Origin of the sequence: Sinisalibacter aestuarii (genome assembly GCF_027923545.1) — a bacterium.
GTDB lineage: Bacteria > Pseudomonadota > Alphaproteobacteria > Rhodobacterales > Rhodobacteraceae > Sinisalibacter > Sinisalibacter aestuarii.
The window spans coordinates 36,838-57,248 of sequence record NZ_BROH01000003.1; the positions used below are offsets into that span (position 1 = coordinate 36,838).

The 20,411-nt window shown below is 65.8% G+C and carries 21 protein-coding genes; 14 read left to right on the forward strand and 7 right to left on the reverse strand.

The genetic code is table 11. From position 1 onward, the window contains the following. Positions 1–2 precede the first annotated feature (2 nt). Together QMG28_RS06925 and QMG28_RS06930 are read right to left on the reverse strand one after the other, a co-directional pair. Positions 3–2,210 (reverse strand): tetratricopeptide repeat-containing sulfotransferase family protein, encoded by a 2,208-nt coding sequence (locus QMG28_RS06925; RefSeq protein WP_281841490.1) that lies wholly within the window; start codon positions 2,208–2,210, stop codon positions 3–5. 69 nt (positions 2,211–2,279) lie between these two features. Further along, a complete protein-coding gene (locus tag QMG28_RS06930) occupies positions 2,280–3,020 on the reverse strand; it encodes a glutamine amidotransferase (protein WP_281841491.1) in 741 nt (246 codons plus the stop codon). Positions 3,021–3,171: 151 nt separating this feature from the next. Here QMG28_RS06930 and QMG28_RS06935 point away from each other — a divergent pair, with 151 nt between their 5' ends. Together QMG28_RS06935 and QMG28_RS06940 are read left to right on the forward strand one after the other, a co-directional pair. Beyond that, positions 3,172–4,839 (forward strand): tetrathionate reductase family octaheme c-type cytochrome, encoded by a 1,668-nt coding sequence (locus QMG28_RS06935; protein ID WP_281841492.1) that lies wholly within the window; start codon positions 3,172–3,174, stop codon positions 4,837–4,839. Further along, positions 4,832–5,488 carry a cytochrome b/b6 domain-containing protein gene (locus QMG28_RS06940; RefSeq protein ID WP_281841493.1) on the forward strand — a complete coding sequence of 219 codons (657 nt, stop codon included), beginning with the start codon at positions 4,832–4,834 and terminating at the stop codon, positions 5,486–5,488. The genes QMG28_RS06935 and QMG28_RS06940 overlap by 8 nt, the downstream gene beginning before the upstream one ends. 131 nt (positions 5,489–5,619) lie before the next feature. On the opposite strand, the gene mepK is transcribed toward QMG28_RS06940, so the two are convergent. Continuing rightward, positions 5,620–6,189: a peptidoglycan L,D-endopeptidase MepK gene (mepK, locus tag QMG28_RS06945; protein ID WP_281841494.1), complete on the reverse strand. Its 570-nt coding sequence runs from the start codon at positions 6,187–6,189 to the stop codon at positions 5,620–5,622. Between the two features lie 406 nt (positions 6,190–6,595). On the opposite strand from mepK, the gene QMG28_RS06950 reads away from it, so the two are divergent. The 3 genes from QMG28_RS06950 (at position 6,596) to QMG28_RS06960 (ending at position 9,761) form a co-directional block, all read left to right on the forward strand. Continuing rightward, positions 6,596–8,164 (forward strand): L,D-transpeptidase family protein, encoded by a 1,569-nt coding sequence (locus QMG28_RS06950; RefSeq protein ID WP_281841495.1) that lies wholly within the window; start codon positions 6,596–6,598, stop codon positions 8,162–8,164. Between the two features lie 113 nt (positions 8,165–8,277). Then, on the forward strand, positions 8,278–8,544 hold the full coding sequence (locus QMG28_RS06955) for an acyl carrier protein (RefSeq protein WP_281841496.1): 267 nt from the start codon (positions 8,278–8,280) through the stop codon (positions 8,542–8,544). Positions 8,545–8,549: 5 nt separating this feature from the next. Continuing rightward, positions 8,550–9,761, forward strand: coding sequence for a beta-ketoacyl-[acyl-carrier-protein] synthase family protein (locus QMG28_RS06960; RefSeq protein WP_281841746.1), 1,212 nt, complete (start codon positions 8,550–8,552; stop codon positions 9,759–9,761). A 107-nt stretch (positions 9,762–9,868) separates the two neighbouring features. Here the strand turns inward: QMG28_RS06960 and QMG28_RS06965 are convergent, their stop codons facing one another. Further along, a complete protein-coding gene (locus tag QMG28_RS06965) occupies positions 9,869–10,552 on the reverse strand; it encodes an invasion associated locus B family protein (protein ID WP_281841497.1) in 684 nt (227 codons plus the stop codon). Positions 10,553–11,006: 454 nt separating this feature from the next. Here QMG28_RS06965 and QMG28_RS06970 point away from each other — a divergent pair, with 454 nt between their 5' ends. The 6 genes from QMG28_RS06970 to QMG28_RS06995 all read left to right on the forward strand — a co-directional run bounded on the left by QMG28_RS06970 (position 11,007) and on the right by QMG28_RS06995 (position 14,684). Further along, positions 11,007–12,560 (forward strand): helicase HerA-like domain-containing protein, encoded by a 1,554-nt coding sequence (locus tag QMG28_RS06970; RefSeq protein ID WP_281841498.1) that lies wholly within the window; start codon positions 11,007–11,009, stop codon positions 12,558–12,560. Positions 12,561–12,834: 274 nt separating this feature from the next. Further along, positions 12,835–13,446 carry a holin-associated N-acetylmuramidase gene (locus QMG28_RS06975; RefSeq protein WP_281841499.1) on the forward strand — a complete coding sequence of 204 codons (612 nt, stop codon included), beginning with the start codon at positions 12,835–12,837 and terminating at the stop codon, positions 13,444–13,446. Further along, complete coding sequence (locus tag QMG28_RS06980) at positions 13,437–13,961, forward strand: holin family protein (protein ID WP_281841500.1); 525 nt, start codon at positions 13,437–13,439, stop codon at positions 13,959–13,961. Before QMG28_RS06975 ends, QMG28_RS06980 begins: the two co-directional genes overlap by 10 nt. Beyond that, positions 13,958–14,149, forward strand: a complete 192-nt coding sequence (locus tag QMG28_RS06985; RefSeq protein ID WP_281841501.1) for a hypothetical protein — start codon at positions 13,958–13,960, stop codon at positions 14,147–14,149. Before QMG28_RS06980 ends, QMG28_RS06985 begins: the two co-directional genes overlap by 4 nt. Continuing rightward, positions 14,146–14,271 carry a hypothetical protein gene (locus QMG28_RS06990; RefSeq protein ID WP_281841502.1) on the forward strand — a complete coding sequence of 42 codons (126 nt, stop codon included), beginning with the start codon at positions 14,146–14,148 and terminating at the stop codon, positions 14,269–14,271. Before QMG28_RS06985 ends, QMG28_RS06990 begins: the two co-directional genes overlap by 4 nt. Continuing rightward, on the forward strand, positions 14,268–14,684 hold the full coding sequence (locus QMG28_RS06995; protein WP_281841503.1) for a hypothetical protein: 417 nt from the start codon (positions 14,268–14,270) through the stop codon (positions 14,682–14,684). The genes QMG28_RS06990 and QMG28_RS06995 overlap by 4 nt, the downstream gene beginning before the upstream one ends. 4 nt (positions 14,685–14,688) lie before the next feature. Here QMG28_RS06995 and QMG28_RS07000 read toward each other — a convergent pair whose 3' ends face one another. Together QMG28_RS07000 and QMG28_RS07005 are read right to left on the reverse strand one after the other, a co-directional pair. Then, entirely contained in the window at positions 14,689–14,982 is a 294-nt protein-coding gene (locus QMG28_RS07000) for a hypothetical protein (protein WP_281841504.1), read from the reverse strand. Positions 14,983–15,053: 71 nt separating this feature from the next. Then, positions 15,054–15,515 carry an outer membrane protein gene (locus QMG28_RS07005; protein WP_281841505.1) on the reverse strand — a complete coding sequence of 154 codons (462 nt, stop codon included), beginning with the start codon at positions 15,513–15,515 and terminating at the stop codon, positions 15,054–15,056. 194 nt (positions 15,516–15,709) lie between these two features. Between QMG28_RS07005 and QMG28_RS07010 the strand changes: the two genes are divergently transcribed. The 3 genes from QMG28_RS07010 to QMG28_RS07020 all read left to right on the forward strand — a co-directional run bounded on the left by QMG28_RS07010 (position 15,710) and on the right by QMG28_RS07020 (position 19,038). Next, positions 15,710–17,689: a heme lyase CcmF/NrfE family subunit gene (locus QMG28_RS07010; protein WP_281841506.1), complete on the forward strand. Its 1,980-nt coding sequence runs from the start codon at positions 15,710–15,712 to the stop codon at positions 17,687–17,689. After that, entirely contained in the window at positions 17,686–18,135 is a 450-nt protein-coding gene (locus tag QMG28_RS07015) for a cytochrome c-type biogenesis protein (protein WP_281841507.1), read from the forward strand. The genes QMG28_RS07010 and QMG28_RS07015 overlap by 4 nt, the downstream gene beginning before the upstream one ends. A gap of 126 nt (positions 18,136–18,261) precedes the next feature. Further along, positions 18,262–19,038 carry an enoyl-CoA hydratase-related protein gene (locus QMG28_RS07020; RefSeq protein ID WP_281841508.1) on the forward strand — a complete coding sequence of 259 codons (777 nt, stop codon included), beginning with the start codon at positions 18,262–18,264 and terminating at the stop codon, positions 19,036–19,038. A 73-nt stretch (positions 19,039–19,111) separates the two neighbouring features. On the opposite strand, the gene gltA is transcribed toward QMG28_RS07020, so the two are convergent. After that, on the reverse strand, positions 19,112–20,407 hold the full coding sequence (gltA, locus tag QMG28_RS07025) for a citrate synthase (RefSeq protein ID WP_281841509.1): 1,296 nt from the start codon (positions 20,405–20,407) through the stop codon (positions 19,112–19,114). Positions 20,408–20,411: the final 4 nt, after the last annotated feature.

A 20,411-nucleotide genomic window follows, 5' to 3' on the forward strand; every position in this document is an offset into this window, starting at 1 on the left:
AATCAGTCGGGGTCGAGCCCTTCGAGCCGTTCCAGCATCGGCTGGATGTAATCGGCATAGCGCCGCCACGCCTCCGACGAGCCGGTATACATCTTCTGACGCACCTGCGTGGCCGAAACCGTGCGCACGGCCCGCTTGGTCTTGTGGAAGTCGAGGCAGGCATCTTCCCAGTCCAGCCCGGCGGCTGCCACCAGCTTGCGGCTTTCTTCCTCCTGATGTTCGGTCAGCCGTTCGTAGGGCACGATGGTCACCCGGTCGGGGAAGTGCTTTTTCCAGAACGCCATCAGGTCGAGATGGATGCGGTACATCTCGGCGGTGTCGATCATGTCATGGCCGAAATTGTTGGCCCGCCCGAGGAAGCTGTTGGAATAGTTCGACCAGCAGGTCGCCCGGCTGTCGCGCCGCATGAACAACACCCGCGCCTCCGGCATCGCCGCGAGGGCGGGGCCGATATGGCGGAAGTTGAGCGGCGTCTTGTCGGTGACCACCGGCTTGTCGATGCCGTAGCGCACCACGCTGTCGAAATAGCTGCGCCGGAGCAGCATCAGATTTTCGCGGGTGAAGGGCTTGGGCGTGTCGCCGGGATACCAGCCGAGCTTGCCGCGCACCTCCGTCGCCAGCGCGTTGAGCTCGCCCGCGCCATGCACCTGGCTGTGGCTGGCGAGGATCTGCTCGACCAGCGAGGTGCCCGAGCGCGGCATCCCGACGATGAAGACGGGGCGGGCAGGCGCCGGAATCTCGGCCATCGCTTCGGCGTCGAGCGGGTCCACGCCGGCATCGAATGCTTCCTTCAGCCTGTTCAGCATCGCGCGGTGCTCTTCGATCTCATAGGGTTCCGACGCGCGGCGCAGGCGGTTGGCGCGGTGCAGATGCGCCATCGCCTCTTCCAGATCGTCCGCCTTGTCGAAGGCGTTGAACAGCGCGAGTTCGATCAGCGAGCGGTCGCCGCCGGGCAGGGTGTCATCGGCGGCGAGGGCCTTGAGATGGGCCAGTTCGGGATGGTCGATGGGCAGGGTTTCCATCTGCCAGCGAATGCCAAGAGCCTGCAGGTTTGAGGGGTTGATCTCCACCGCCTTGTCGATGGCCGCGATGGCGCCGGCCTTGTCGCCCAGCTCGCGCCGGCAGCTTCCAAGCAGGCCCCAGGCCTCGGCGCTGTTGGGATCGAGCGCAATCACCTGATCGCAGACCTCGATCGCTTCGCGCGAACGGCCGATATCGCGCAGCGACCGGGCGTAATTGTTGAGCAGCACGACGTTGCGCCTGTCGATCCGGGCGGCGCGGGCGAGATACTCCACCGCTTCGTCGATCCGGTGCAGCGTGACCAGTGCATTGCCGATATTGTTGAGCACGCCCGGGTTCTGCGGATCGAGCGCAAGCGCTGTGTGGAACGTATCGAGCGCGTCCTGGTGCTGTCCGGCGGCGGCATAGGCATTGCCGAGGCCGATATGGGTCTGGACCATTTTCGGCGCGAGCTTCACCGAGGTCCTGAACGGGCCGATCCCGTCTTCGGCGCGCCCGGTATTCACCAGCCCGTAGCCGAGCAGCATATGCGCCTGTGCGAGCTTCGCATCCAGCGCGAGGGCGGCGCGCGCCGAGGCTTCGACCGCGTCGAACTTGCCCATCAGCGCGTAGGCATTGGCCTTGTTCACATGCGCCCCGGCGAAACCGGGGTCGATCTCAAGCACACGCTCGTAACTCGCCAGCGCCTCATCGAGCTGTCCGGCGCGGGCCTGGGCCATGCCGAGCAGGTTGAGCAAGGCGGGCGAGCGGGGGAAGAGCAGGGCAAGGCGCTTGCCCTCGGTCACCGCCGCGCGCGGATCGCCCCGGTTGAGCATCCGCTCCAGCGCGGCCATCTGTTGCGGCGCGGGCGCGGGGCCGCCCTTTGCCGGCCGTGCGCCGCCGGAGCCGGATTTGGCGGCGGGCGCGGGGGCAGGGCGGCGGGGTTGAGCCGGGGCGGGGCCGCCGGCCAGGCCCGCCGGTGGTGCCACAGGCCGGGCGCCGGGGATCAGGCCCGCGCCGAGCGCGCCGCCGCCGGGCATGGCCGCCGGTCGCGGGCCGCCTGCGGGCGCCCCGAGCGAGGCCAGCCCCTTGCGCGCGGTCGCGTTGTTCGGAAACTGCGCGAGAATCTCGCGATAGAGCTTCGCCGCCCCGGCGCGGTTGCCGGATCTGGCGAGCTTCGCCGCCTTGCGCAATGTGCTGTCGATCGACATGCATGTCCCCCAATCTGGTCCCGCGCGTGTTGTCTCACGTCGCGGGCGCAAACGCCAGTGTCCGGCGGGTCAGCCGCCGTAGCGAGCCACGAAATTGCGCAGCACAAGCTCGGGAAAGCGCACGTCTTCGCCGCGCACCATCTCGATCAGCGCCTCCGCCGTTTCGGGCGGAAAATAGCCCTTGTGCCTGTAGATGCGAATGCGGGTTTCAAACCCGTCCGCATCGGCCTCGGGGTGAAACTGCGTTGCGTAGACGTTCTGCCCGAAGCGCAGCATCTGAAACGGGGTGGGGCCGGAGCTGACGAGGTTGACCGTGCCGGGCGGCAGGGCCTGCACGGCCTCCTTGTGGCCGACAAAGGCGTGGAACCGCCCCGGCATGCCTGCAAGCAGCGGATCGGCCCGGCCCGCCTCGGTGAGCGCGCAATCCACCGCGCTCACCGGCTCGCCGTATTTCTCTTTCGAGACGATCCCCGGTGCGAGGTGGTGGCCGAGAATGCCGATGCCGTAGCAGCAGCCGAGATAGGGTATGTCGCGCGCGCAGATCTCGGGCATCAGCCCCATGATCTCGTCTTCGATCTTCTTTTCCAGCGGGTCTTTCGTGGCCGGATCGTCGGAGACGCAGCCGGGACCGCCGCCGACGATCACCCCGGCATGATCGTCGAGATCGAGATCGGCCGGCAGGTCTTCGAGATCGAGCCGGATCCGGCGCACCTGCGCCTCGTCGAGCCCGCCCTTGGCGAGAAACGCCTCGTATTCATTGTCGGCGGCTTCGGTTTCGGGGCGGAGCTGAAGGATCAGGAAGGGCTTCATGCCGATGCGCTACAGTCTTGGCCCGGTTCGGTCAAGCATGGGGGCGGTCCGATTGTCCCTGCGGCAATTCGTGCTCTCGATTCGACTCCCCGAAAAGTCACATACAGAATTCGGAATATTAACCGGCCGATCCGGGTGCGGAGGAGAAACGATGAAAAACACGCTGCGTTGGGCCGCAATGGCGCTCGGCCTGGGTCTCTGGCTCGGGTTTGGCGGCGCCGGTCTGGCCCAGGACGAAGCCCCGTCCACCCCGACGCCGCCGCCTGCGCCGGTGAGCGCGGCGAATACGACCACGGCGGACCACTCGAAATTCGAAATCCTCCAGCAGCAATTCGCCTCCGGCCCCGAGGTGACGGCGGCCTGCCTGAGCTGCCATACCGAGGCGGACGATCAGGTGATGCACTCGATCCACTTCCAGTGGGAATATGAGAGCGAGTCCGGCCAGCTTCTGGGCAAAAGCAACGTGATCAACGCCTTCTGCGGCAACGTGGCGGGCAACGAGCCGCGCTGCACCTCCTGCCACGCGGGCTATGGCTGGGACGACATGTCCTCTCCGCCGCCGCAGCAATCGACGGCGGTGGATTGCCTCGCCTGCCATGACCGGTCGGGGCAATATACCAAATCCGCCACCGGCGCGGGCCATCCGCCGCTGGACCCGGTGAAGCCGGGGACGCAGACCATCACCGGCGCCCCCGCCTGGGCGGTGGACCTCACCAGTGCGGCGCAGAGCGTCGGAATGCCGGGCCGCGAGAATTGCGGCAATTGCCACTTCTATGGCGGTGGCGGCGATAACGTGAAGCATGGCGATCTGTCGTCGGTGCTGTTCAACCCGCCGCTCGCGGTTGACGTGCACATGTCGCCCGAAGGCGAGAACTTTACCTGCTCGACCTGCCATGTCTCCGATCAGCACCAATGGGCCGGGTCGCGCTACGATGTGGCGGCGACCGATCATCCGGACATCAAACCTGGCGCGGGGCGCGATACGGCGAGCTGCGAGAGCTGCCACAGCGAAACGCCGCATCCCAACACGCTGATGGGGATGAAGATCAACGACCATGTCGACGTGGTCGCCTGCCAGACCTGCCACATCCCCGAATTCGCGCGCGGCGGCGTGGCGACCAAGACGGTGTGGGACTGGTCGACCGCCGGGCGCCTCGACGCCGATGGCAAGCAGATCCACGAAGAGAATTTCATCCAGTCCGACGGCGCGGCGCTGCACACCTATCTTTCGACCAAGGGCGATTTCGAATGGGGCGAGAATGTCGAGCCGATCTATGCCTGGTTCGATGGCCATGTCGAATACACGACCGGCGATCAGACGATCGACCCGGCCGCGGTGGTCGAGGTGAACCGCATCCATGGCGAGGCCGGGGATGGGGAAAGCCGGATCTGGCCGTTCAAGCGGATGGAAGGCCGCCAGGCTTATGACAGTGTCAACAACCGGCTGGCCTACAGCCATGTCTGGGGTCCGACCACCGACACCGCTTTCTGGACCAATTTCGACTGGTCCAAGGCGATCGAGGCGGGGATGAAGGCCGCCGGCGCCGAATATTCCGGCGAATTCGGCTTTGTCGACACCCATATGTACTGGCCGATCACCCACATGGTGGCCCCTGCCGAAGATGCGATGGATTGTGCCGAATGCCACGCCGATGACAGCCGTCTGGCCGGGCTCGACGGGATCTACATGCCGGGCACGCAGTCGATGTCGGTGGTCGGGATGCTCGGGCGGCTGATGGTTCTGGCCGCGCTCGCGGGCGTGATCGGGCACGGGCTCATCCGCCTGGTGACCCGCAGGAAGGGAGGCTCTCATGAGTAAGCGGCAAGTCAAGGTCTATCCGCGGTTCGAACGGCTGTGGCACTGGATGCAGGTGGTGCTGATCACCACGCTCGCCATCACCGGCTTCGGCATGAACGGGGTGCACGGGCTCTTGCCGTTCGGCGCCACGGTGATGCTGCACACGATGGCCGCGCTCGTGCTGATCGGTTTGTGGATCTTCGCCACCTTCTGGCTGTTCACCACCGGCACCTGGAAGCAGTTCATCCCGCGCATCGAGGGCATGTTCGCGGTGGCGCGCTTTTATGCGTTCGGCGTGTTCAAGGGTGAGGAGCACCCTTACGAGAAGAAGTTCTGGCGCAAGCACAACCCGCTGCAGGCGGCGACCTATTTCGTCATCAAATGGACGGTGTTCCCGGCGGTCTGGATCACCGGGCTGCTCTATCTGAGCTATAATTTCTGGGAACCGATGCCGAATTCGGGCTTCTGGCTGCCGATCGTCGCCAACCTGCACCTGATCGCGGCCTATGTGGTGGTGACCTTCGTCATCGTCCATGTCTATCTGCTGACGGTCGGCCACGGCTTCCGCCACCACGTCAAACCGATGCTGTCGGGCTTCGACGAGGTCGATCTGACGCCGGAGCAGGAAGCCTATCTGGAACAGAATGAGCCCTGGCGGCTCAAGGGCTGAGAGATACGGAGCGGAAAGAGGGGCCGGCGCCGCAAGGGGCCGGCCTTTTCATGTCGGCCGGACCCGCCGGGTCCGATGCAAACAAAAACCCCCGGCACCGGGCCGGGGGCGACATGCTGGAGATTTGAGGTTCAGCTCCCCCAGGTGCGGACCACGCCGCAATCCATGTGAACGAAGTTCGATCCGGAATACTTGCCGACGCCGCCGGCATGGCAGGCGCTGGCGGCCTTGAACATCTGGCTGACCGAGCGGTTCTTCAGCCGCAGATCGGCGGCCTGACCCTTCATATGCAGCGAATTACGCGCCACGCCGCTGGAGCGGGACCGCAACATCGCATTGGTCGCGGGCGAGCGGTAGCCGGACAGAAGCATGTAGGGTTCGTTGACATCGAGCAGCGAATGGGCTGCGGCCATGATGTCGATGGTGCGGGTGTCGACGGTGATGCTTTCGTCCACCCGCCAGTCGCGCATGAAGTAGTTGATCTCCTTCAGCGCCTCTTTGATGTACTGGCCTTCGATCCAGTAGATCGTGTCGATGGATTCGCCGGTCCGGCCCGAATACATGGCAATGCGGCGAATGTCGCCGCCACCGCGAAGGAAACCGGCTGCGTTGGCGAAGGTTGGGGCGGCACTGACGGCGGTCGCGGCGAAAGCGCCCAGCAAAGCACGACGGCTCAGCCCGTTGGAGCTAGAGTTGTTCATCTGTCCCAATTCGTCCCGTTTTTACCGATCCGTCCCGCGCGGGTGCTGTCGCAGGGCGGCCGTGTTGCACCTCATCCCCAGGCGCAGGGACGTTATTACATACAACGAATCGTGGGCCAAGTCCGTTTTGGTCGCAGGGGCCACGGCCAAGAGAAATCGGCAAAATCTCGCTGAAAATCCTGAACGCCCGGTTAAATGTGGCGCGATTGCCGCAGCCATGCCGGGCGGGGCGCGAATGGCGCCGTCTGGCGTCTTTGTGAGTGGACAGCGCCCGCCGCCGTGGCAAAATCGCGCAAAACAGGGAATCTTGCTCTATTTCGAGCCAGATAGATTGACGGGACTGAACCTAATGCTGCCGCTGACGTGTATTCGTAAACCTTTTGTCTATTCCATTGCCGCCGCGGCCATGTTCGCCTTCGCGCAGCCGGTCCAGGCGGAGAACACCGATCTGAAATTTCCCGCCTTTGCCCAGGCTGTCGCCGAGGCGGCGCTGGGTGACAGCGAGGTGGCCGCCTATTACCGCGCCAACGGCTATGCGCCGATCTGGACCGGCGCGACCGAGGCCGAGCGGGCGCGGCTGCAGGCGCTCCTGAAGGCGATCCTTTCGGCCAGCGATCATGGCCTGCCGGTGGCGGCCTATGACACCACCGAGCTGACCCGGATGATGCGCGACATTTCGAGCCCGCGCGCGCAGGGCGAGGTCGAGGTGGCGCTGACGCATCTGTTCCTGACCTATGCCCACCAGATCCAGACCGGCATCCTCACCCCGAGCGACATCGACCCGGGCATGACCCGCGATCCGCACCGGCGCGACGGCACCGAGATCCTCAACGCCTTCACGGCGGCGGAAAATCCCGAAGCCTTCATGCATTCGCTGGTGCCGGGCTCGGATGAATATGCGCGCCTGATGCACAAGAAATTCGAGCTTGAACGCCTGATCGAACGCGGCGGCTGGGGCCAGCAGGTTCAGGCGGGCGCGCTCAAGCCGGGCGAGAGCGGCCTGGCCGTGGTGCAGCTGCGCAACCGTCTGATCGCAATGGGTTATCTCAGCCGGTCGGCGACCATCACCTATGATGCCGCCATTCAGGGCGCAGTGCAGCGGTTCCAGGAAGATGCCGGGCTGAACGCCGACGGCGTGGCCGGCCCCGCGACCATCGACGCGATCAACGTGCCGATGGAAGAGCGGCTCAGATCGGTCATCGTCGCGATGGAGCGCGAACGCTGGCTCTCGATCGACCGCTCCAAACGTTACATCTGGGTCAACCTCACCGATTTCACCGCCCGCGTGGTCGATGCGGGCAGCATCACCTTCGAGACCCGTTCGGTGGTGGGGCAGAATCGCAGCGATACCCGCACGCCGGAATTTTCCGATGTGATGGAGCACCTGATCATCAACCCGAGCTGGTATGTGCCGCGCTCGATCTCGGTGGGGGAATACCTGCCGGGCATGATCGCCTCGGGCGGCAGCGGCTCGGGGCATCTGCAACTGATCGACGGCGCCGGACGGGTGGTGCCGCGCAGCGCGGTGAACTGGGAAGCCTACACGCCTGCGAGCTTCCCCTACGACCTCAAACAGCCGCCCTCGCGTGGCAATGCGCTGGGGCTGGTCAAGTTCATGTTCCCCAACCAGCACAACGTCTATCTGCATGATACGCCGACGAAATATCTGTTCGACCATGAAACGCGCGCCTATTCGCACGGCTGCATCCGGCTGCAGAAACCCTTCGACTTCGCCTATGTGCTGCTGGCCGCGCAGGAGAGCGACCCGAAGACCTTCTTCCAGGACATCCTCGTCACCGGGCGCGAGACGCAGGTGAACCTTGTCGATCCGGTGCCGGTGCATCTGGTCTACCGCACCGCCTTCTCGGATCTGCGCGGGCATATGAGCTACCGCGCCGACGTCTACGGGCGCGATGCGAAGGTCTGGGCGGCGCTGGAAGCCGCGGGCGTGCACCTGCCCGGATACGAGAGCTGACCCCAGCGGCGGCAGCGCGGACCGGCCCGCGCCGCCATCGTCATTATTCTGTTTCCTTGAGCGGCCAAAACGACTAAACGGGCCTCGCCCGTGGATAAGCGTGGGGAGCGAGGATGGCGCAGGATATCGAGGCCAGGATTATCGGGATCATTGCCGAACAGGCGGTGCTGGAGCCGGGCGACGTGTCGGGCGACCAGACGCTGGAGGATCTCGGAATCGACAGCCTCGGCCTGGTCGAAGTGATCTTTGCGATCGAAGAAGCCTTTGATATCTCGGTGCCTTTCAACGCCAACGACCCCACCGAAAGCGAGTTTGATATCTCGTCCGTGCGCGCCATCATCGACGCGGTCACCGGGCTGGTCGCCGAGCAGAAAGGGTGAGCCACGTGCGGCGTGTGGTGATCACCGGCGCGGGCACGGTCAACGCGCTCGGGGCCAGTGTGGCCGAGACGATGGCCGCGATGAAGGAGGGGCGCTGCGGCATCGGGCCGCTCGACTTTCCCGATGTCGACCGCCTCACCATCCGCATCGGCGCCCAGATCCGCGACTACGATCCGGAGGCGCATTTCAACCGCCAGCAGATCGCGCTCTATGATCGCTTCACCCAGTTCGCCCTGCTGTCCGCCCGCGAGGCGCTGGGGCAATCGGGGCTGAGCTTTTCGGGGGCGCTGGCCGACCGGTCGGGGGTGATCCTCGGCAATTCCGGCGGCGGGCTGGGCACGCTCGACGACAATTACCGCACCGTTTACGAAGAGGGGAAGAACCGGGTTCACCCCTTCGTCGTGCCGAAGCTGATGAACAATGCCGCCGCTTCGCAGGTGTCGATGGAATGGAACCTGCGCGGGCCGTCCTTCACGGTGGCTTCGGCCTGTGCCTCATCGAACCACGCGATGGGGCAGGCGCTGCTGATGATCCGCTCGGGGCTTGCCGATGTGATGGTCACCGGTGGCTCCGAGGCGATGCTGTGCTTCGGCGGGATCAAGGCGTGGGAAGGGCTGCGGGTGATGTCGAAAGATGCCTGCCGCCCGTTCTCGGCCAACCGCAACGGCATGGTGCAGGGCGAGGGCGCGGCGGTCTATGTGTTCGAGGATTATGAGCACGCCAGGGCGCGGGGAGCCGAGATTCTTGCCGAAGTCGCCGGGTTCTCGATGACGGCGGATGCGGCGGATATCGTCATGCCCAGCCGTCAGGGCGCGGCGCGGGCCATTTCCGGCGCGATGAAGGATGCGGGGCTGAACCCTGAAGATGTGGGCTATATCAACGCCCATGGCACCGGCACGGCGGCGAACGACAAGGTCGAAAGCGCGGCGGTGGCCGACGCCTTCGGCCATCATGCCGACCGGGTGATGATATCGTCCACCAAGTCGATGCACGGCCATATTATCGGCGGCACCGGCGCGGTGGAACTGGTGGCGGCGCTGATGGCGCTGAACGAGGGCGTGATCGCGCCCACCATCGGCTATGAAGAGCCGGACCCGGAATGCGCGCTCGACGTGGTGCCCAATGTGGCGCGCGAGGCCGAGGTGAGCGCGGTGCTCTCCAATGCCTTCGCCTTCGGCGGGCTGAACGCGGTGATCGCGCTGAAAAAGGCGCCCTGACCGCCGCTTCCATGCGCGTTGGTGGCCCCAAAGCTGACCCGTAACACAAAAGAAAACCGCCGCGCAGGTGGCCCTGCGCGGCGGTGTGGTCTTTCTGCGCCGGCGCCTTACTCGGCGGCGGCGGGCGCTTCGGCGGGCGCTTCCGGCGCGGTCAGGCTTTCATAGGCTTTGGTGAAGCCCTTGAGCGAAACCGGGATCGCGATCCGCGTCGCCTGACGTTCCGGCGGCAGGAAGGCGATCATCCCGAGCGACAGCACCGTGCCGGCCTTGAACGCCTGAATGTCGTCGGTGTTGAACAGAAGCCGCGCGGTGCAGCCATTGGCCAGGCAGAGATAGAAGTCGTATTGCTTGCTCAGACCCTCGTCGACGCCCACCGACAGGCCCTGCGACAGCAGGATGCCGAGATCGAGCGGCAGCGCCACCTCGGCGGAGGCGACAGCCGGGCTGCCGGCGGGCTGAAGCCCGAGCGCGATCTTGCCAATCGGCTTGCCCTCGGCGTCTGTCACGATCTGGACCATGCGGCAGGGATCGGTGCCCTCGACGCCTTCGGGAAGACGCAGGCATTCACGCTGCCAATCGTCGAACTGCTCGTCGATATAGGTTTCCACCTCGGCGCCGGTGGCCGATGCCGGCGCTTCGGCGAGCGGCGCTTCCGTTGCCGGGGCCTCCGCCGCCGGCGCCTCGGCCGCCGGGGCGTCAGCCGCAGGCGCTTCGGTGCTGTCCTGGGCGAAGGCGGGGCCGGCAACCGCGAGCAGAGCCGCGAGGCTGAGCGATTTGAGGAGATCTTGCATGATCCGTATCCCGTGTTTGTTGTCCGTTGCCGGCTGCTTAACATGCAGGGGCGGGGCTGTCAGGGCGAAATCGCGCGCCGCGCCGCGGGGCCGGGGAATATCGCCGATCGGGTAAGGTCGTGGCCGGCGATGAAAAAAGGGCCCGCCGTGCGGACCCTTTCCCGGGGTTTCCCCGTTGAATTTTTCACTCCCTGTCGGACCAGCCGACATATGGCCGGGACGCTACGACAGAAGGTCGCAGCGGTCAACAGGGCAGGATTGACGTAGCGGCATTTTTTGCGGCTCACCGGCGCAGGCCCCTGCTATGACGGAAAAAGCCGCGCCCGGAAGGCGCGGCCAGTCTGACAGGGAGGGTTGCCCGGACCGGAGCGGAACATCCGTCCGGGCCATTTCACTCTGGCACCAAAACGTTAAATTTGTATTGTCGGTGCAAAGTTATCGAGGGGGAGCGGCTATGGACGACCGGGTATTCATCGGCGGCGGCGGCGAAGATTACGGCGTCAAACAGGGGCTGCTTCTGAAATACGCCAACCGTCACGGCCTCGTGGCCGGCGCCACCGGCACCGGCAAGTCGGTCACGCTGCAGATCATGGCGGAGGGCTTTTCGAAAGCCGGTGTGCCGGTGTTCCTCTCGGATGTGAAGGGCGATCTCTCCGGGCTTGCGGCTGCGGGCAGCGAGAGCGTCAAGCTGCATGGGGCCTTCATGGAGCGCGCCGGCAAGATCGGGTTCGACGATTATGCCTATGAGGCCTTCCCGGTCACCTTCTGGGATCTTTACGGCGACCAGGGCCACCCGATCCGCACCACCGTGGCCGAGATGGGGCCGCTGCTGCTCTCGCGCCTGCTGGAGCTTACCGAGGCGCAGGAGGGTGTGCTCAACATCGCCTTCCGGGTTGCCGACGAACAGGGCCTGCCGTTGCTCGACCTTGCCGATCTGCGAGCGCTGCTGCTCTGGGTGGGGCAGAATGCCGACGAGCTCAGCCTGAAATACGGCAATGTCGCCACCTCGTCGGTGGGGGCGATCCAGCGCGCGCTTCTGGTGCTGGAAAACCAGGGCGGGGAGAACCTGTTTGGCGAGCCGGCGCTGGAACTGGCCGACCTGATGCGCACCGATATCGACGGGCGCGGGCGGATCTCGATCCTGTCGTCCGACAAGCTGATGGCCTCGCCCCGGCTCTATGCCACCTTCCTGCTCTGGCTGCTCTCGGAGCTGTTCGAGGAACTGCCCGAGGTGGGCGACCCCGACAAGCCGAAGCTCGTCTTCTTCTTCGACGAGGCACATCTGCTTTTTGACGACGCGCCGAAAGCGCTGGTCGACAAGGTGGAGCAGGTGGCGCGGCTCATTCGCTCGAAGGGGGTGGGCGTCTATTTCATCACTCAGAACCCGGCGGACGTGCCGGAAGACATTCTCGGCCAGCTCGGCAACCGGGTGCAGCACGCCCTGCGCGCCTTCACCGCGCGCGACCGCAAGGCGCTGAAACAGGCGGCCGAGACCTACCGCGACAATCCCCGCCTCAACATCGAAGACGCGATCCGCGAAGTTGGCGTGGGCGAGGCGGTGACCTCGATGCTGGAGGCAAAGGGCGCGCCGGGCATGGCCGAGCAGACGCTGATCCGCCCGCCCGCGTCGCATCTCGGCCCGGTCGACCCGGAGGTGCGCCGCGCGGCGATGCTTACCTCGCCGGTGGCGGGAAAATACGATACCCGGATCGACCGTGAGAGCGCGCAGGAAATTCTCGCCAGGCGGGCGGAACAGGCCGCCGCCGAGGCGGAGGCTGCCGAAAAGCGCGAAGCGGAGGGAGACGCCGCCGCGCGCGAATTCAACTCCGCCCGGCGCTATGCGCCGCGCGAGCGCGGCAGCGGCACGAGCCGCGGCGGGGCGCGCAGGCCGAAACCGGAAGACACCTTCGGCAGCGCCATGACCACTGCGGTGATCAAGGAACTGAAAGGCACCACCGGCCGACGCATCGTGCGCGGTATCCTCGGCACGATTTTCAAAGCGCGCTGACGCCGGGCCGGGTGGCGGTGTGATGCGCCGCTGGGCGCAGTGCGGGCCGCGGTGGCGGTATGTGCTTGTCCTTAAAAAGTCGTTGACAAACAAGAGGCTGTGAGGCGCCCTTCACCGGAAAACCGGAAAACCGGAAAACCGGAAAACCGGAAAACCGGAAAATATATATATTTCAGTACTATATATTGATACCCATATCGCCCGGTCGCGCGCTTTAAGCGATCTTAACCGTTAAGGCACAGCCTTTCCCCGTCATTGATAAACGGGGCCTGCCATGCTTTCGGTGCACGATATTGCCGATCAGATTCTCGACCGCGAAGGCGGTTATGTGAACGATCCTGACGATCCCGGCGGGGCGACCAATCACGGCGTGACGATCCACACCATGCGCCGTCTCGGGCTGGATCTCGATGGTGACGGGGTGGTGACGGCTGAGGATGTGCGCCGGCTGACGCGCGATCAGGCGCGGGATATCTTCATCCGCCATTACTTCGACGTGCCGGGGATCGGCCGGTTGCCGGAAGTGCTGCAGCCCCCGGTTTTCGACATGTATGTGAATGCCGGGGCGCAGGCGGTGCGCATTCTGCAGCGGCTGCTCGGCCAGATGGGCCAGCCGGTGACCGTCGACGGCGCGATCGGGCCCGAGACCGAGGCGGCGGCACGGGCCGTGGCGCAGGCGGCGCCGGACCATGTGGCCGATGCCTACGGCATCGAGCGGCGCAACTACTATTACCGCCTGGCCGACAACCGCCCCGCCAGCCGCAAATACGCCCGCCGCCGCGACGGCGGCAAGGGCGGCTGGATTTTGCGCGCCGAGGCATTTATCTCGCCGCGTTTCCATCTGACGGAGGCCGAGCACCGCGCCCGGGTGGCGGCATGGGGGTGATCGACGGGCTGGCCGCGATCCTGTTCGGCAATGGCGGCAATGTCATCAAGGACACCGCCGGGATCTTCATGGAAAACACCGAGGCCGGTGCGGTGCGCGAGGCCGAGCGCCACGCGGCGGCGCTGAAGCAGTTCGGCCAGGAATTCGCCCTGCCGCGCCGGGGCCTGTTCGACCGGATCGTCGACGGGCTGAACCGGCTGCCGCGCCCGGCGCTGGCGATCGGAACGCTGGGGCTGTTCACCGCGGCGATGGTGGACCCGATCTGGTTTGCCGCGCGGATGCAGGGCATCGCGCTGGTGCCCGAGCCGCTATGGTGGCTGATGGGGGCGGTGGTGAGCTTCTATTTCGGCGCGCGCCAGCAGCTCAAGGGGCAGGAATTCCAACGGTCTCTGGCCGAGACCATGCTGCGCACCGGCACGGTGATGCGCAATCTCGGCGCGCTGGAGGCGCTGGAGGCGGGCGCGGCGCGGAGCGATGCCAATCCGGCGCTCGACGATTGGCGGGCCGATGGATGAGCGCGGAGGTTTTCCTCGCCCTGCTGTCGGATCACGGGCCATGGGCGCTGCTCGTTTTCTATTTGTTGTGGCGCGATCTGCAGAAGGATCAGGCCACCCGTGCCGTGCTCGACAAGAACGCGGCGATCCTGATCGAGATCACCACGATCATCCGCGAGCGGTTGCCGCATGGGCGGGGGCAGCCATGACGCGGGCGGCGGCCCGGCTGCGCCGCTGGCTCGGCGGCGTGCGCTTCTTCCGCTCGGTCGAGCGGTTCGAGCGCGCCGCCGACGAACTGGACCGCGCGGTGCGTGAGGTGTTGTCGGCATGAAGCAATCGGTTTTTCTCACTGCGCTGATCTGGGCGGCGCTCGAAGCGGGCCGGCTGGTGGTGGGCGACGGGGCGGTGCGGCTGATCGCCTATGGCGCGATTGCGTTGATGGCGCTGATGATCGCCGGCACCTTCCTGTGGCTCTGGCGCGAACGCGCAACGCCGCTCGCGCTCGGCATGGCATGGGCCTGGCTGGGCGCGGGGGTGCTGGCCGGCTGGTGGTGGCGGGCGAGCCTGATCGGGCAGGGCGCAGCGCCGGAGGCGGGCCTGCATCTGGTTCTGGCGATCTCCCTGACCGGGGCGCTTCTGCATTTCGCGGTGATCCAGCGTTCTTTCGGGCGGCATGGGGCCAGCTTTCTCTGGCCGGTGGCGCTGGCTCTGGCGCTTTCCGGCCTTGCCTGGCTCGTCGCGTAGCGGCTCAGAACAGCGCCCCGACCCCGATATAGGCCTGGCCGCTGAAGGTGAAGCTGGTGTCGGGGGCCGCCGGGGCGGAATCGCCGCTCCCGGCCACCGGGCCGGGGCGTGGTGCGGCCGGTGGAACGGGTATTGCCGGAGCCGGGCTGGCTCCGTCACGGCAAGCGGTGGACGGGGACTGGTTCCAGTCGAACAATCCCGGTGCGGCGCCGTAGTGCCAACAGGGCTGGGCCTCATCGGCCCAGCCCGGCAGCGCCAGCATGATCGCCATGGCGCTTGCAACTCCCCGTCCGATCATGGCGTGCACATCTCCTCTGGCCCGCCGGTCGGACGGGGCTTTCTCTCACATCGCTCCGGCGCCATGCGGCGTCAGAAGCCGTAAACCAGGCCGGCTTTCGCCACCCAGTTGCTGGTGCCGCCGCCGAAGGTCTCGTAGCGGTCCACGCCTGCACGCAGCGACAGCTCGTCGGTAAAGGCGTATTGCGCGCCGGCGCCCACGAGCCACCAGTTGGTGGAATTCGAGGCGCGGGCCACGCCGCCCTGGCCGTAGATCAGCGCGTCGGGCATCACTTCATAGGCGAAGCGCAGCGTGCCGGCGGCCACGTAATCGACGCCCGTGTTCGGGAAGAGCACGTCGATCTCGCCGCCGACAAAGGCGCCGTTGCCGAGGTCGTACATATAACCCGCCTGTCCGCCGAATGCGAAGCTGTTGCCGTTCACCGTTGCGCCATAGGCGCCAACATAGGGGCCTTCCCAGTCGGCGGCGATCACGGCCGGCGCTGCGAGCGCCAGCGCGGCGCTCAGAAGAAGGGTTTTTGTCATCCGTGTCATCGCTTCCTCCGTTGGATACAGAATTGGACAACATAGGAAGTATAGCACCAAATGGCGCGGGGTGCTTTGCGCTGGCGCATCTCGGCTGTTTCCTGCCGCCCGCCGGCCCGCCCCGGACCCGGCCGGATGACAAAACCGCGACATGCGCGCGCATGGGATTGGCGGCGCGCAGGATTGTGAATATGGTCGCGCGCATGATTACCGAACTCGGACATTTCGCGCTGATCCTGGCGCTTGGCGTGGCCATCGTGCAGATGATCGTGCCGTTCGTCGGCGCGCAGAAAGGCTGGACCGGCTGGATGGCCGTGGCCGCCCCTGCCGCCACCCTGCAATTCGTCTTCGTCGCCATCGCGTTCGGGGCGCTGACATGGGCCTTCGTCACTTCCGACTTCTCGCTTCATCTGGTCTGGGCGAACTCCCATTCGGCCAAGCCGATGCTCTACAAGATCTCGGGCGTCTGGGGGAACCATGAAGGCTCGATGCTGCTCTGGGTGCTGATCGTCGCGTTGTTCGGCGCCGCCGCGGCCTGGTTCGGCGGCGGGCTGCCGCCCAGGCTGAAGGCGCTGGTTCTGTCGGTGCAATCGGCGATCGGCGTGGCCTTTCTCGGTTTCATCATCTTCACCTCGAACCCGTTCCTGCGCATCGCCGTGCCGCCCTTCGACGGGCAGGACCTCAACCCGCTGTTGCAGGATCCGGGCCTCGCCTTCCACCCGCCCTTCCTCTATCTCGGCTATGTCGGCCTCTCGATGGCCTTCTCCTTCGCCGTCGCGGCGCTGATCGAGGGCCGGGTCGATGCCGCCTGGGCGCGCTGGGTGCGGCCCTGGACGCTGGCGGCCTGGGTCTTCCTCACCATCGGTATCGGGCTCGGCTCCTGGTGGGCCTATTACGAGCTTGGTTGGGGCGGCTTCTGGTTCTGGGATCCGGTCGAGAACGCCTCGTTCATGCCCTGGCTCTTCGCCGCAGCACTGTTGCATTCGGCCATCGTGGTCGAGAAGCGCGAGGCGCTGAAAAGCTGGACGATTCTGCTGGCCATCCTCGCTTTCGGCTTCTCGCTGATCGGCACCTTCATCGTGCGCTCCGGCATCATCACCTCGGTCCACACCTTCGCCTCCGACCCGACGCGCGGCGTGTTCATCCTGCTCATCCTCGCGCTGTTCACCGGTGGAGCGCTCACCCTCTTTGCCGCGCGCGCCAGCGCGATGGAGGCCAAGGGCGTGTTTGCGATGGTCAGCCGGGAATCGGGGCTGGTGGTCAACAATATCCTGCTTGCCGTCTCGTCCTTCGTGGTCTTCATCGGCACGATCTGGCCGCTGGTGGCCGAGATGTTCTTCGACCGCAAGCTCTCGGTCGGCGCGCCCTTCTTCGAGGCGGCCTTCACGCCGTTCATGGTGGCGCTCGCCGTCGTCCTGCCGGTGGGTGCGATGTTGCCGTGGAAGCGGGCGCGGCTTGGCCGTGCGATCAGGCCGCTGATCCCGGCGGCGATTCTGGCCGTGCTGATCGCGCTCCTGGCCTGGACGCTGCAGACCCAGCGCACGATCCTTGGCCCTGTCGGCTTCCTGCTCGGCACCTGGCTCGTTTCGGGCGCGGTGGTCGATCTGATGTCGCGCACCGGGCGCGGGCCCTGGGGCCAGCGGCTTTCCCGTCTCACCCGGCTGCCGCGCGCCGACTGGGGCAAGGCCACGGCGCATTCCGGGCTTGGCATCACGATCGCGGGGATTGCCGGGCTGATGGCCTGGCAGGTGGAAGATATCCGCGTTGCCCAGGTGGGCGAGCCGTTCGAGGTGTCGGGCTATGAGGTGGTGCTGACGGACGTGACCCGCCAGCCGGGGCCAAACTATGTCTCGACAGTCGGCCATATGCAGGTGCACAGGGATGGCCGGCTGATCGCCACGCTGGAGCCCGAAAAGCGCGTCTACCCGGTGCAGGCGATGCCCACCACCGAGGCGGCCATCGCCAATGGCTTCTGGCGCGATCTCTACCTTGTCATCGGCGATCCGCAGGCGGGCGGCGGCTGGGCCGTGCGCACCTTCATCAAGCCCTTTGCCAACTGGATCTGGGGCGGCACGATCATCATGGCGCTCGGCGGGGTTCTGAGCCTCAGCGACCGGCGCTACCGCGTCGCCGCCGGGGCCAGCAAGGCGCGGATTGCGCCGCAGGGAGTGCCGGCGGAATGAAGAAGCTCATGCTCGTGCTGGCGCTCATCGCCAGCCCCGCCTTCGCGGTGAACCCCGACGAGGTGCTGGACGACCCGGCGCTTGAGGCGCGGGCGCGCGATATTTCGGCGGGGCTGCGCTGCGTGGTTTGCCGTGGCGAGAATATCGACGAGAGCAATGCCGCCATCGCCCGCGATCTGCGCCTGCTCGTGCGTGAGCGGCTGCTGGCGGGCGACAGCAATGACGAGGCCGTCGCCTTCATCGTCGACCGTTACGGCGAATACGTGCTGATGAAGCCCACCGCGAGCGGGGCCAATGTGCTGCTGTGGTGGGCCGGACCGGCGCTGTTTCTCACCGCCGCGATCGGGGCGGGCTTCTATCTGCGCCGCCGCTCGCGCAGCGCCGAGCCGGCGGAAGCGCTGACGGAAGACGAGAAAAGCCGGCTCGACGAGCTTCTGAACGGCTGAACCCTGCGCCGCGCCTGTATGTCCGGCAGCGCGGAGCACAGGTAAACTCGACCCTTCGGTCGGTTTTGCTGCTTCCCATGGTCGCGCCCCTTCGCTAGTCTCGCCGCCACCAACAGGGAGGCTTCGATGGATTACGAGACGATCCGGCTGGACATCGACAACGGGCTCGCGCTGATGACGCTGAACCGGCCCGAAAAGATGAACGCGCTCAACACCCAGATGCGGGCCGAGATGGCCCATGCGGTGAGACATGCCGACGAGGTGGCGCGGGTGCTGGCGATCACCGGCGAGGGCCGCGCTTTTTGCACAGGGCAGGATCTGGGCGACCGCGCCAGTGCCGGCGAAGTCGATCTCGAACGCACGCTGCGCGACGAATACGAGCCGGTGCTGCGCGCGATCACCGGCGCCGGTATTCCGGTGATCGCGGCGGTGAACGGCCCGGCGGCGGGGGCAGGGGCCAACCTCGCCCTTGCGGCGGATGTGGTGATCGCCAGCCAGTCGGCCTATTTTCTGCAAGCCTTCTCGCGCATCGGCCTTATTCCCGATGCCGGCGGCACCTACACGATGCCGCGTGCCATGGGGCTCGCCAAGGCGATGGGGGCGGCGCTGTTTGCCGAAAAGATCAGCGCCGACGAGGCCAGCGCGATGGGCCTGATCTGGGAATCGGTGCCCGATGATGATTTCGACAGCCACTGGCGTGCCCGCGCCCGACAGCTCGCCGAAGGGCCGACGCTGTCCTACAAGAGCATCAAGAGGCTGATGCGTGCCTCGCTCGGCAATTCCTTCGACGATCAGATCGCGCTGGAGGCCCGGATGCAGGGGCAATGCGGCCGCTCGCGCGATTTCAGGGAAGGGGTGATGGCCTTCCTCGAAAAGCGCGCGCCCAAATTCGAGGGCCGTTGAGCCGGGCCGGCCGCCTGACACAGACAAAGGGCCGCCCCGAGGGGCGGCCCTTCTGCATTCAGGCAGGTGCGGCTCAGCGCTTTTCCACGTCCACGTAATCGCGGCGGGCTTCGCCGGTATAAAGCTGGCGCGGGCGGCCGATCTTCTGGTTCGGATCGCTCAGCATCTCTTTCCACTGCGAAATCCAGCCCACGGTGCGCGAAAGCGCGAAGATCGGGGTGAACATCGAGGTGGGGAAGCCCATCGCCTCAAGGATGATGCCGGAGTAGAAATCGACGTTCGGATAGAGCTTTTTCTCGACGAAATAAGGATCTTCCAACGCGATCCGCTCAAGTTCCTTGGCGACTTTCAGCGTTTCGTTGTTTTCGACGCCGAGCAGTTCCAGCACCTCGTCGGCGCTTTCCTTCATCACCTTCGCGCGCGGGTCGAAATTCTTGTAGACCCGGTGGCCGAAGCCCATCAGGCGGAACGGATCGCTCTTGTCCTTCGCGCGTTCGATATATTCGGGGATACGGTCGACCGTGCCGATCTCTTTCAGCATTTCCAGGCAGGCCTGGTTGGCGCCGCCATGGGCCGGACCCCAGAGGCAGGCAATGCCGGCGGCGATACAGGCAAACGGGTTGGCCCCCGAAGAGCCGGCCAGACGCACCGTCGAGGTCGAGGCATTCTGCTCGTGGTCGGCATGGAGGGTGAAGATCCGGTCCATCGCGCGCGAGAGGATCGGGTTCACCTCATATTCCTCGGCGGGAACCGAGAAGCACATATGCAGGAAGTTCGAGGCGTAATCGAGCGAGTTCTTCGGATACACGAAGGGCTGGCCGATCGAATATTTGTAGGCCATCGCCGCAATCGTCGGGATCTTGGCGATCATCCGCACGGCGGCGATTTCGCGTTGCCAGTAGTCGGAAATGTCGAGGCTGTCGTGATAGAACGCCGAGAGCGCGCCGACCACGCCCACCATCGTCGCCATCGGGTGCGCGTCGCGGCGGTAACCCGAGAAGAACTTGGTGAGCTGCTCATGCACCATCGTGTGGCGGGTGACGCGGCCTTCGAAATCTTCGAGCTGCACCGCCGTCGGCAACTCGCCGTAGAGCAAAAGGAAGCAGACTTCGAGGTAATGGCTTTTTTCGGCCAGTTGCTCGATGGGGAAACCGCGGTAGAGAAGCTCGCCCTTGTCGCCGTCGATATAGGTGATGGCGCTTTCGCAGGACGAGGTCGATGTGAAGCCCGGATCGTGGGTGAACACGCCACCCTGGGCATAGAGCTTGCCGATGTCGATCACGTCGGGGCCAACGGTCGGGGAGTACATCGGGAGCTCAAGCTCCGTGTCGCCATATGTGAGCTTTGCGGTTCCCGTCTGATCTACCATGCAC